Source organism: Acetobacter sacchari, assembly GCF_017377715.1.
Taxonomy (GTDB): domain Bacteria; phylum Pseudomonadota; class Alphaproteobacteria; order Acetobacterales; family Acetobacteraceae; genus Acetobacter; species Acetobacter sacchari.
The window spans coordinates 97036-107631 of the sequence record NZ_JAFVMF010000016.1 but is presented as its reverse complement, the minus strand read 5'-3'; the positions used below and the strand labels follow the sequence as shown (position 1 = coordinate 107631).

Here is a 10596-nt window from a genome sequence, read left to right as displayed (position 1 = left end):
ATCGTCAAAACCGCACTCAACGCTCTCGGTATCAACTCAAACATAACCCAGAGCGCGTAATTCGTGGCGAAACGTCGCGCCGACCAGCTTCTCGTTGACCGGGGGCTGGTCGAAAGCCGCGCCCGCGCGCAGGCGCTGATCCTCGCGGGGCTTGCCTACACAGGCGACAGGCGCGTGGCCAAGGCGGGTGACATGCTGCCTGAAGACGCGCCGCTGGCGCTCAAGGGGCAGGATCATCCGTGGGTGTCGCGTGGGGGGCTGAAACTCGCGCATGCGCTGCCGTTCTTCGGATTTTCGCCGCAAGGTCGCATCTGCATCGACGTCGGCGCCTCGACCGGCGGCTTCTCGGACGTGCTGCTGACCAACGGCGCTGAACGCGTCTACGCCGTTGATGTCGGCCACGGACAGCTTGCGTGGAAGTTGCGGTCCGATCCCCGTGTCGTGGTCATGGAAAAGCAGAACGCCCGGGCGCTGGACGCGACGCTGATCCCGGAGTCCGCTGGCGTTGTGGTGTGCGACGCAAGCTTCATCGGTCTGCGGACCGTTCTTCCGGCGGCGCTCGCCCTGACGACGCCCGACGCCTGGGCCGTGGCCCTGATCAAGCCGCAGTTCGAGGCCGGGCGGGAGCATGTCGGCGCCAAGGGCGTAGTCCGTGACGCCGTCGTGCATGAGCAGGTGTGCGAGATGATTTCCGCATGGTGGCGCGATCTTCCCGGCTGGGAGGTGCTGGGTGTCGAGGCCAGCCCGATCACCGGGCCGGAGGGGAACCGGGAATTTCTGATCGGCGCGCGGCGGGTCGGATAAAGCGGAAACGCGTCTGAAACGACGTCAGGGTTTGCAATAAGCCTGAAACGGCTTTTTGCCAGCTTCGCACGTCTTTGCGCCAGCGGCGTGCATCGTAACGACCTTTGTCGTTCCTTGAAATTTACAGACCAGATATGGGTCGACGCCACCCAGATCCCATTTGTCGACGTTTGCGCCGGACACGGGGGTCAGATCGACCATCTGTTCGGGCGGCCCATCGTATAAGGATGCGTTGTAGAGAGGATGATCGCCGCTTGAGTCCGTCACATGAGCAGGACACACCGCCGGAGACGCCGCGCTGCAAGCGATAACGGTAAGGGCGAGGAAGGGTACGGAGAGTTTATTCCACGACACTGAATTGATCCCCGTCGTTAACCTTGACGCCGTGTCCTGCGCGAAAGCGGATTGTGCGCTGATGAACGGGTTGCGCCGTATGACCATTCCATTGGTCGAGCACCTGAATGCCTGCAGCGGTCTGGCTCAGATAGATCGCAGCGTGGCTACTGCCGTTGGTATGATTGCCATAGCGTCCATTGTCATCAAAAACTGCGATGACAGTGCCCGGTTTCAGAAGAAAATTTCCTTTAACCTTGATTCCGGCCTTCCATAGAGAACTCGGGGGCGTAGCAATGGCAGCGTGGACAAACGTTACGCACTGCCCGTTGCCGACGAGCGTGCCGATCATGGCTTCGGCTTTTGTTAGGTCAGCTATGTAAGGCACCTGTTTTCTCTTTAATTGTCATTGATTAATTTTTAAGAATTTTCGCATGACGATCAATATCAGTCAAGAACGGTAACCAATGTGAAAATCACGACATTGTTGTGGCATTCCAGTGTAAAACCTCTTTTTTTCAAGAGAGGCGTAAGTTTCATTTTCAGTATATAAAATCCAAAATTCAAGAAATGGCGGTTGCAGATTGCAAGTATAGACGCATTTTTCTAATTCGGAGCCGCCTTTCTCTGCGATCATCGGCGTCGGAGGCGTCGAACCCAGGTCGTGCGAACGCGACTCGCAATCCCGGCGTCATCCATCCAACGTTGGGTTGTGTCAGAACGAGCGACGATGCGATGGCGGTCATCGTAGAAACCGTGAAAACAGATCCTCTGACCACGATAACGGTTCAGTCCAACTCACGGGAGACCGCGCAAAGTGGTGCAGCCTGGCTCAAGACACATCCGCAATAGCGTAGCGTGCCTGTTTTTGCTGGCTGGCGCCGTAAACGCCTCTGCTGCGCCACCAAAATGTAAGGCGAAGACCTATCAGGCGGCGGAAGACGCTTCTTTCAAGGTCGCTTCGTGGTCGGATTACCTTGCATGGTATCGCGCCTATCGTGGTTGCGAAGAGGGGGAGGTGGGTGAGCAGTTCGCCGACGTCACAGAGAAACTTTTGGGTGATCAGTGGTCCGGTTTTGCTGCGATGAAGAGCCTGCTTGCCGAAGATAAAGCGTTTTTGCCGTTCATTGTCCGTAATGTAAGCTCCGTAAGCGATGGTTCGCTTATGACCAAAATTGTCGATCAGGCGCATGAACAGTGCCATCACGGACTGGAGGCGGCCTGTGCGGCAATCGGCAAGAAGGCCAAGTATGTTGCGGACGGGGGTTCCTGAGTCGTCCGGCGTTGGGTGTGTGTATGTAACAGTCGGCCCGTCCCTGCCGAACTCGGCGGATGCCACGTGCTCCGCGAGATTGTTCCCGTAAGCTAGCGCGATCTTTCCGGTTGGGGGGCAGCCCGCTCACTGGACCAGACGTGGAGACAAGGATTTCTGATCGGAGTGCGACGGATTATTTAACAGCGTGGATGAATTTTGTTTCGAAATTTCATAATAATTTTCTGTTTCACTTTGTATATGAATGAGTTTTTGTATTTTTCGTGCGGAAGTGAGCTGTTCAGGAATGGCCTGTATGGGAACTGACCAGAATCGCTCCTGAAACAAGCAGGGCGACACCAACAAAAAGCGAAACAGTCTGTGGGGTGTTGAGATTGGGGGATCTGATCAAGTCGATGCAAAGGCCGCAAGTCAGTTGACTTGCGACAAGAGTCGAGACGGTCGCCGATACGCCAAGGCGTTGATACCCGTATATGCTGGCAAAAACAGAAAACGATCCCAGAAGTCCGGGCAAGAAACATGTGAGGCGAAAAGCGCGGGCGCCCTCAATAACGCCCGAAAACCCGCCTTGGATGACAAGAAGACCGAGCCAGGCGAGCAGGCCGACTGCCGAATTTGTCGCCAGAACTATTGTCACCGTCGAAACTGAGCGTGTCATGCTCGTCATCAGCAAATTTTGAGCGACAAGTGCAATGCCTGCCGCGATCAGGATGCCGGACGCCCCATAATTCATCTGGAAACCGGGGAGTCGGAATCCAGGACGAGTTGGAGAAACGTTAAATCGAGCCATCGCCCGAACTTGACGCCAACCTGTTTTAAGTGACCGGCTTTTTCAAAGCCGAGTTTCTCATGCATGCGAATGGAAGCGATATTTTCAGCTTCTATCGCAGCGATCATGACGTGTTTTCCACAGTTGCGCGCCCGGTGGATTAGCGCGCGCATTATGGATGCGCCTACGCCCTTCCGGTGATAATCGTTTCGAATGTAGACGGAATGTTCGATGGAATAGCGGTAGCCTTCCCACGCGCGCCAGTCGCCGAAAGAGGCGTAACCGATAACCTCACCGGAGTCATCAATCGCAACGAGAGCCGGGTACCCAGCCCTGGTGCGGTCGTTGAGCCATGCCAATCGATTGGCTTCATCCACCACGGATTCGTTCCAGATCGCAGTCGTATTCAGCACGGCGTCATTATATATTTTCGTAATTTCAGGGATGTCGCTGGTTGTCGCATCACGAATGTCGACCATGTTGCTGCGTCCTCTATGTTGACGAATTCGTCTAACATAGTGGATTTTTGCGACGCAACAATTTTCGGCGTCTAAAGCGTTATTTTGAGGTCAGGACAGCAACCAGGTAGACACAGTCAGAGGAACTTTCGTTCACAAACACACAATCGACGGGCGGCCCAAGTTCCAGACAATCGCCGACGGTCATGCGATGGCGGATGTCTCCCTCGACAAAAATCAGCTCTCCCTGCGTCACAAGAATGAGTTGCTTCAGAAACGCAAAGGCTGACTGCGGCATTGGAACCGCTTTTCCTGAGGGAAGCGTCACTTGCACCAGGTCGATCGGTAAGTCGGATTGCGGTGAAATATGACGTCGTACATAGCCGGTTTCGGGATCGATCCAGACGGGCTGGTCCGCAAATTTCAAAAGGCGATTCTGGTTCGCCTCAGCTCTGGCGATCAAGGCGGAAATAGTCAGTCCGAACGCGCCAGACAGCTTGCCGAGCAGGTTGGCGGTTGGGCTGCTCTCACCACGTTCGATCTTGTGGATCATGGCGCGGGAAACGGACGCGCGCTCAGCCATTTCCGTTAGAGACCATCCCCGGATCTCGCGTTCATACTTAATTCGGGCGCCAAGGCTGTTATCAATATCGATTGAGGACATTCCGCCACTATAGTGGACAGGGTGACGAATTCAAATGCGGCAGTACGAATGACGGGAAGTCCCGGCACTGTTCCAGATTTACCTGCGCCCCACTCATCAGCACTCGGGCGCGGTAAATCTTCCAGGGGGAGGGTCACCCGATTTTTCTCCTAATCCCGCGCCGTCCGTGGTAACTGCTCGCCCGAACCCACAGAGCAACCTTTCAGCCCCACGCCGTCGGACCCAAACACTCATGTCGCTGCACGAATCCTCCGCCATCTCCCATCAGCCTTCTGACTCCGCCCCTGCGGATCTGGATGCGGCGGATCGCGCGCGGATTCTCGCCAAGGCGGCGTTGTTCTCTCCGCCGCCCGCGCAGCTTGCGGACGGACGGCGCGATCTCGTGGGCATGTCGCGCGAGGAAATTACGGCGGAGCTGGCGGAAATCGGCGAGAAGCCGTTCCGCACCAAGCAGCTCTGGCACTGGATCTACCATCAGGGCGTGACCGACTTCACGAAGATGAGTTCCATCGCCAAGCCGTTGCAGCAAAAGCTGGCGGAGCGGTTCATCGTCGGGCGCCCGGAAGCGGCGACCGTGCAGACCTCGACGGACGAGACCCGGAAATTCCTCTTCCGTTTCCGCGACGGGCAGGAGGCCGAGACGGTCTATATCCCCGACCGGCGAGAGGACCGCGGCGCCGTGTGCATCTCCTCGCAGGTTGGCTGCACGCTCTCCTGCACGTTCTGTCACACAGGCACGCAGAAGCTTGTCCGCAATCTCGGCGCCGCCGAGATCGTGGGGCAGTTCATGGCGGCCCGTGATTCCTACAACGAGTGGCCGAGCCCGAAGGGCGAGACGCCCCGCCTGCTGTCCACCATCGTTCTGATGGGCATGGGCGAGCCGTTGTATAATTACGAGAACGTCGCCAAGGCGATGCGCATCGTGATGGACGGGGAGGGTATCGCCCTGTCTCGCCGTCGCATTACGTTGTCGACCTCCGGCGTCGTGCCGCTGATGGATCGCTGTGGCGAGGAACTCGGCATCAACCTCGCCGTGTCGCTGCATGCCGTGCGCGATGATCTGCGCGACCAGATCGTGCCGCTGAACCGTAAATACCCCATCGCCGAAGTGCTGGCCGCCTGCCGCCGTTATCCGTCGGCCAGCAACGCCCGGCGCATCACCTTCGAATACATCATGCTGCGCGGGATCAATGACAGCGAAGCCGACGCCCGCGAACTGGTGCGCCTGATCGGCGGCCTGCCCGCGAAGGTGAATCTGATCCCGTTCAACCCGTGGCCTGGCAGCGACTACAAGCCTTCCACCCGCGAGCAGCAGGCGAAATTCGCGCAGATCGTGATGGATGCTGGCTTCGCCTCGCCGATCCGCACACCGCGCGGGCGCGACATCCTGGCCGCCTGTGGACAGCTCAAGACGGAGAGCGAGCGTCGCCGCGCGGCGGCCCCTGTGTCGGCGGAATAAGACGGACACGCCGCCAGCTTTCCTTCGGGACCGACCATGCTCTAGATTGCCCGCCTTCGGATTCCGTCCTTGGGCGAGGAGCAATGTCGATGTCCTATTTCGCGCATCTACCCGATCGGGCTGTCATCGCGGTGAGCGGCGCGGATCGGGTCAGGTTCCTGCAGGGGCTGGTCTCCAACGACGTGGCCGAGGCTCGCGACGGCAGGGCCGTGTGGGCGGCGCTGCTGACCCCGCAGGGGCGGTGGAAGGCCGATTTTTTCATGGTCGCCGATCTGGACGGGGAACAGCTTCTGCTGGACTGCCCGACGTCTCAGGTGGAGTTGGTGATCGCGACACTCAAGCGGTTCCGCCTGCGCTCGGACGTATCGCTGGTCCCGGCCAGTTTTGCGGTTCACGCCGCCTGGGGCGCTCTCCCTGACGCAGCGACCGTTGAAAACGCCATCGTCTTCGCCGATCCGCGCTTGCCTGAGGCGGGGTGGAGGTTACTCCTGCCGGATGTGGCGCAACGGGCCGATGCGGACGCCGCTGCATACGATCTCCATCGCCTGGCGCTTGGCCTGCCCGATGGTCCGCGCGATTGCGAGGCGGACAAGACTCTGTTGCTTGAGGCCAATTTCGATCTGCTGAACGGCGTGTCGTGGACCAAAGGCTGTTACATGGGGCAGGAGTTGACCGCGCGGACACGTTATCGCGGTCTGGTGAAGCGCCGACTGGTCCCCTTCGCGTCGGTCGCGCCGTCGCTGACGCCAGGCGCGCCGGTAATGGCTGGGGGCGTGGAGGTCGGGCAGGTTCGCTCCAGCCGCGACCATTGTGGGCTGGCCATGGTGCGCCCCGCCGCAGTTCTCGCGGCGGGCGAGACGCCGATGACGGTCGAGAGACATACGATCACTCCGCGCGCTCCTGAATGGCTGCGTGAGGCTCTGAGAGCGGGGCAGGAGCCGGAAGCGGCCAAGGGAAATGAAGTGGGATCATGATGACGCAGGCAATGGTGGGATTGCCCTCCGAGGCGATCGAACGGGCCCTTGAGTCCGTGGCGTTCGACGAATCCGGCCTGATTTGCGGCATCGCGCAGCAGGTGGACACTGGCGAGGTCCTGATGGTCGCGTGGCTCAATCGGGATGCGTTGCGGGAGACGCTGGAGAGTGGACGGGTCTGCTACTATTCGCGCAGCCGAAAGAAGCTGTGGCGCAAGGGTGAGACCTCGGGGCAGGTCCAGCGTCTTGTCGAAGCACGTCTGGATTGTGACGGAGATGCGGTGCTGCTGCTGGTGGATCAATCGGGCGTGGCTTGCCACACCGGGCGCCGGTCCTGTTTTTTTCGGTCATTCGATGAAAATGGCCTGAAAATTATCTCGGAACCGGAAGTCTCGCCTGAGCAGTTATACGGCGCGTCCGGGCACTGAAGGCGCCTGCCAATGAGCGTGGCGCCCAGCATGTGATTTGTTGGCGTCAGCGCTTTGGGCGATGGTCAGATCAATCGGTTTGAGCAGTTTGGGACGATGATTTGATGCTACATAACGAAGCCAAGGAAGCGACCGGCGATCTGACCATTCGTATGATCGCCATGCCGAGCAACACCAACGCTGCCGGCGACGTGTTCGGCGGCTGGGTCATGTCGCAGATGGATCTTGCGGCCAGCACGGCGGCCTTTGGGATTGCTAACGTAAAATGCGCCACCGTCGCGATCGACAAGGTGTCTTTTCTGGCGCCCATGATCGTGGGGGACGAGCTCTCTGTCTACACCAAGATTGCGAAGGTAGGGCGTACGTCGATCACGGTTGATGTTGAGGCGTGGCGGCGCTTGCGGCACACGCCCGAGACCCAGATGGTCACGCGCGGGCGGTTCGTGTTTGTGGCTCTTGACGAGAATAACCGCCCAACGCCTGTGGTTCAGAATGAGAACGCCGACGCGTAGCAAATCGTTCTGAGGCGAGATGTTCAGGCGAAACCGCAGTCCGGGTTTCAAACCATGCCTGTGACGCCAGTTCGGCGCCACAGGCGTAATTTGCCCAAATGAACTCGTTTGAGCGGGAAGTGTCCGTAGAAACAAAGAGAATGAGCGCTTCTGCGCAAACACCTCATTGAAAGTTCTTTCCAGACGGGGGCGTCCGGTGGGAGGAACACCCCCTTACTGTGCAGCCTGACGAAAAGCTCGAAATGGCTCTGCGAGGTCCGCGATTGAAGTCGCTCGGTATATGTGTTCATAAAGGCGGCAACGGATAATCCCGCAGTTGCAACGCGGTATGCGCATCCGTCCGTCCATCGCCGAACAGATTTGCCGTTCCATTCTTCGCAATTTCGGCAAGCATCCGGTCGCGCGCTTCGATGTCCTGCCGGGTGCGGGGCAGGAAAAATTCGCCACGCCCGTCCGTCGCCAGCGCCTGATTCGCCTCTACGAAGGGCCGCATAAGGCGGTCATAAGCGTTGAATGCGTCTGTTGGATCGTCATGCGTGGCCAGTTCGCCCGCCAGCACATACGCGCCCACAAGCGCCAGACTTGTACCCTGCCCCGAACGAAACGATGGAGCGTAAGCCGCGTCGCCGAGCAGCGCCACCCGGCCATTCGACCATGAGGGCATCTTAATCTGGCTCACCGTGTCGAAATACAGGTCGTCGGCGTCCTCCATCGCATCGAGCAGGCGCGGAAGCTCCCATCCCATACCTGTAAACGCCGCCCGCGTGCGCCTGATCTGCTCTTGCGGGTCGCGGTTGCCGGAGATCGACGCGTCGTCTGCAACAAATGTGAGAAAGGCGAACAGCTGATCGCTCTCCTTCACGGCGAACAGCCCGGCGACTTTGCCCGGCTCGGCGTGAAACACGCCGCCGTGGGACAGTCCCCTGTCATTCGGTAGAGTAAAAATATTAAAGGAAAAGCCCAGAAAACGTGTGAACTGCGCCTCCGGCCCAAAAACCAGACGCCGGGTGAGCGAGTGCATCCCGTCCGCTCCGACGACGATGTCGTATCGCTCCTGGCGTCCGCTGGTGAAACGGATGTCGACTCCGTCGCCATCGTCACGCAGCGTTTCTATGGACTCATTGAAACGATAATCGACCGCGCCGCCAAGGGTGGCGTCATAAAGCAGGCTGGCAAGCGTGCCTCGCGGCAATTCGACGTCACGTGAAAGGTCGCTGCCAATCGCCTCGTAGATCGGGACGGAGCCGATTACATCGCCCTGAGCGTCGACGAAAGTCATCATGCGGCTTTCGACGTGCGCGGCACGCACCTGGGGCAGCAGCTTCATCCGTTCGATCACGTCAATCGCCGTGCCGCGCACGTCAATTGGATAACCGCCGGTGCGGATGGTGGGGGCGCGCTCAACGACGGTGACGTCGAAGCCGTAGCGGTCGAGCCACAACGCCAGTGCGGGCCCAGCGATGCTCGCTCCTGAAATCAGCACGCGTCGTTTTCCGGCTGGGGTCTGGTCAGTGGTCATGCTATTTCCGAACGATAAGATTCTCAGCGCATCTTATATGCTGCGATCTGGAAGACAATAAGATTCTTCGTGCATCTAAAGGGGCGACGATGAAAGTTCAGGACGGGAGGAGACGACGCGGCGTTGAGTTGGAGGAGGCCATCCTGGACGCGGCATGGGCCGAGCTTGCTGAAAGTGGCTATGCAGGTTTGACCCTGGAAAATGTCGCTCGCCGGGCCGGAACAAGTCGACCTGTGTTGCATCGGCGTTGGGCCGGACGTCTGGCTTTGGTGACGGCTGCGTTGGCGCGGCAATTCGCGCGGGACACCATCGTCATTCCTGATCTGGGCAACTTGCGCGAGGAACTCAGCCTGCTTCTCCGCTTCATGTCGGATCGCTCCAAGGGAGACGGGCTGCAACTGGTGTTCGATATGCAACGGGATCTTGCAGCCGAAAGATCCAGTTTTGCCGATCTGCACGCGTGCATCGTGGACGGACATCAGTTTCGCGCCGTTCTGGCGAGGGCTGTGGGGCGTGGGGAGATCGACCCGACACGGCTGACGCCCCGGATCGCCGCGTTGCCTCTGGACCTTGTTCGCCACGAGTTACTGATGACGTTCGCCCCGCTCTCAGACGCTGCGATCCGTGAGATTGTCGAGGATATTTTTCTGCCGCTGGTGTCGCCACGTCCCGGCTAGAGCCTTATCCGTTCACGCTGATTCACGGAAACTGCACTGGTTTATTGTTTTGCCGGGCCCCTTTATCCGATCAGCCGATTCCGTTTGCCCGGATGATGCTCTGGCTGTGCCGCAGGGAGGGAGCTGCTTGCCGCAGGTTCGCGTTGCGCGCTCAGGGGCGGCAATACACGACCGACCGCCCGAAAGAGCCGACTCGCCCGGATCATCCAGGTCAGATCGCGCGACTGGGCGTCCGAAGCGATGGCTTGTCTGAGGCGGCGGCCGTGCTGCCGCATGATTTGGGTATGAAAAACCCGCATAAAAAAAGCCGCCCGAAGGCGGCTTTTTTGTGTGTCTGGCCCTTCAGGACCAGACCGGCTTCAGCCTGCTGCGAGAGCGGCCTGCGCCTTCTTCACGATTTCACCGAAGGTCGCCGCGTCATCGAAAGCGATGGCGGCGAGAACCTTACGGTCGATTTCGATGCCAGCCTTGTCCAGACCGTTGATGAAACGGCTGTAGGTCAGGCCATGCTCGCGGACAGCGGCGTTGATACGCTGAATCCACAGGGCGCGGAACTCACGCTTCTTGTTGCGACGGTCGCGATAGGCGTACTGAAGGCCTTTCTCGACGCGCTCAAGCGCAATGCGGTAGTTCGTTGATGACCGGCCGCGATAGCCCTTGGCGAGCTCGAGGACCTTTTTGTGACGGGCGTGCGACGTAACGCCGCGCTTAACACGTGCCATAGTT

General features: G+C 59.2%; 14 protein-coding genes. 7 read left to right on the top strand and 7 right to left on the bottom strand.

What is annotated here, in order from left to right:
* Window positions 1-63 precede the first annotated feature (63 nt).
* Complete coding sequence (locus J2D73_RS14670; protein WP_207882494.1) at window positions 64-804, top strand: TlyA family rRNA (cytidine-2'-O)-methyltransferase; 741 nt, start codon at window positions 64-66, stop codon at window positions 802-804.
* A 24-nt stretch (window positions 805-828) separates the two neighbouring features.
* Here the strand turns inward: J2D73_RS14670 and J2D73_RS14665 are convergent, their stop codons facing one another.
* On the bottom strand, window positions 829-1158 hold the full coding sequence (locus J2D73_RS14665; protein ID WP_207882492.1) for an STY0301 family protein: 330 nt from the start codon (window positions 1156-1158) through the stop codon (window positions 829-831).
* Window positions 1145-1489, bottom strand: coding sequence for a BPSL0067 family protein (locus J2D73_RS14660; protein ID WP_207882490.1), 345 nt, complete (start codon window positions 1487-1489; stop codon window positions 1145-1147). Before J2D73_RS14660 ends, J2D73_RS14665 begins: the two co-directional genes overlap by 14 nt.
* Window positions 1490-1954: 465 nt before the next feature.
* On the opposite strand from J2D73_RS14660, the gene J2D73_RS14655 reads away from it, so the two are divergent.
* Window positions 1955-2410, top strand: a complete 456-nt coding sequence (locus J2D73_RS14655; RefSeq protein WP_207882488.1) for a hypothetical protein — start codon at window positions 1955-1957, stop codon at window positions 2408-2410.
* A 280-nt stretch (window positions 2411-2690) separates the two neighbouring features.
* Here the strand turns inward: J2D73_RS14655 and J2D73_RS14650 are convergent, their stop codons facing one another.
* From J2D73_RS14650 to J2D73_RS14640, 3 genes are all read right to left on the bottom strand, one after another.
* Window positions 2691-3143 (bottom strand): DMT family transporter, encoded by a 453-nt coding sequence (locus tag J2D73_RS14650; protein WP_207882485.1) that lies wholly within the window; start codon window positions 3141-3143, stop codon window positions 2691-2693.
* On the bottom strand, window positions 3140-3658 hold the full coding sequence (locus tag J2D73_RS14645; RefSeq protein ID WP_207882484.1) for a GNAT family N-acetyltransferase: 519 nt from the start codon (window positions 3656-3658) through the stop codon (window positions 3140-3142). Before J2D73_RS14645 ends, J2D73_RS14650 begins: the two co-directional genes overlap by 4 nt.
* A gap of 79 nt (window positions 3659-3737) precedes the next feature.
* Entirely contained in the window at window positions 3738-4301 is a 564-nt protein-coding gene (locus tag J2D73_RS14640; protein WP_207882483.1) for a helix-turn-helix domain-containing protein, read from the bottom strand.
* A 232-nt stretch (window positions 4302-4533) separates the two neighbouring features.
* On the opposite strand from J2D73_RS14640, the gene rlmN reads away from it, so the two are divergent.
* The 4 genes from rlmN (at window position 4534) to J2D73_RS14620 (ending at window position 7674) form a co-directional block, all read left to right on the top strand.
* Window positions 4534-5760: a 23S rRNA (adenine(2503)-C(2))-methyltransferase RlmN gene (gene rlmN, locus J2D73_RS14635; protein WP_207882480.1), complete on the top strand. Its 1227-nt coding sequence runs from the start codon at window positions 4534-4536 to the stop codon at window positions 5758-5760.
* Between the two features lie 89 nt (window positions 5761-5849).
* Window positions 5850-6734 (top strand): CAF17-like 4Fe-4S cluster assembly/insertion protein YgfZ, encoded by an 885-nt coding sequence (ygfZ, locus tag J2D73_RS14630; RefSeq protein ID WP_207882472.1) that lies wholly within the window; start codon window positions 5850-5852, stop codon window positions 6732-6734.
* Entirely contained in the window at window positions 6731-7162 is a 432-nt protein-coding gene (hisI, locus tag J2D73_RS14625) for a phosphoribosyl-AMP cyclohydrolase (protein ID WP_243429975.1), read from the top strand. Before ygfZ ends, hisI begins: the two co-directional genes overlap by 4 nt.
* 104 nt (window positions 7163-7266) lie before the next feature.
* Window positions 7267-7674, top strand: a complete 408-nt coding sequence (locus tag J2D73_RS14620) for an acyl-CoA thioesterase (RefSeq protein WP_207882470.1) — start codon at window positions 7267-7269, stop codon at window positions 7672-7674.
* A 286-nt stretch (window positions 7675-7960) separates the two neighbouring features.
* On the opposite strand, the gene J2D73_RS14615 is transcribed toward J2D73_RS14620, so the two are convergent.
* A complete protein-coding gene (locus J2D73_RS14615; RefSeq protein WP_207882468.1) occupies window positions 7961-9193 on the bottom strand; it encodes an FAD-dependent monooxygenase in 1233 nt (410 codons plus the stop codon).
* 89 nt (window positions 9194-9282) lie between these two features.
* Here J2D73_RS14615 and J2D73_RS14610 point away from each other — a divergent pair, with 89 nt between their 5' ends.
* Window positions 9283-9870, top strand: a complete 588-nt coding sequence (locus tag J2D73_RS14610; RefSeq protein ID WP_207882466.1) for a TetR/AcrR family transcriptional regulator — start codon at window positions 9283-9285, stop codon at window positions 9868-9870.
* A 359-nt stretch (window positions 9871-10229) separates the two neighbouring features.
* Here J2D73_RS14610 and rplT read toward each other — a convergent pair whose 3' ends face one another.
* Complete coding sequence (gene rplT / locus J2D73_RS14605; protein ID WP_026397857.1) at window positions 10230-10592, bottom strand: 50S ribosomal protein L20; 363 nt, start codon at window positions 10590-10592, stop codon at window positions 10230-10232.
* Window positions 10593-10596: the final 4 nt, after the last annotated feature.

Bases quoted from the DNA above. Each gene is read 5' to 3' on its own strand.
- J2D73_RS14610 (WP_207882466.1), top strand. From the start codon at position 9,283: ATGAAAGTTCAGGACGGGAGGAGACGACGCGGCGTTGAGTTGGAGGAG.
- J2D73_RS14620 (WP_207882470.1), top strand. From the start codon at position 7,267: ATGCTACATAACGAAGCCAAGGAAGCGACCGGCGATCTGACCATTCGT.
- J2D73_RS14615 (WP_207882468.1), bottom strand. From the start codon at position 9,193: ATGACCACTGACCAGACCCCAGCCGGAAAACGACGCGTGCTGATTTCA.
- J2D73_RS14640 (WP_207882483.1), bottom strand. From the start codon at position 4,301: ATGTCCTCAATCGATATTGATAACAGCCTTGGCGCCCGAATTAAGTAT.
- hisI (WP_243429975.1), top strand. From the start codon at position 6,731: ATGATGACGCAGGCAATGGTGGGATTGCCCTCCGAGGCGATCGAACGG.
- J2D73_RS14660 (WP_207882490.1), bottom strand. From the start codon at position 1,489: ATGATCGGCACGCTCGTCGGCAACGGGCAGTGCGTAACGTTTGTCCAC.
- rplT (WP_026397857.1), bottom strand. From the start codon at position 10,592: ATGGCACGTGTTAAGCGCGGCGTTACGTCGCACGCCCGTCACAAAAAG.
- J2D73_RS14645 (WP_207882484.1), bottom strand. From the start codon at position 3,658: ATGGTCGACATTCGTGATGCGACAACCAGCGACATCCCTGAAATTACG.
- ygfZ (WP_207882472.1), top strand. From the start codon at position 5,850: ATGTCCTATTTCGCGCATCTACCCGATCGGGCTGTCATCGCGGTGAGC.
- rlmN (WP_207882480.1), top strand. From the start codon at position 4,534: ATGTCGCTGCACGAATCCTCCGCCATCTCCCATCAGCCTTCTGACTCC.
- J2D73_RS14650 (WP_207882485.1), bottom strand. From the start codon at position 3,143: ATGAATTATGGGGCGTCCGGCATCCTGATCGCGGCAGGCATTGCACTT.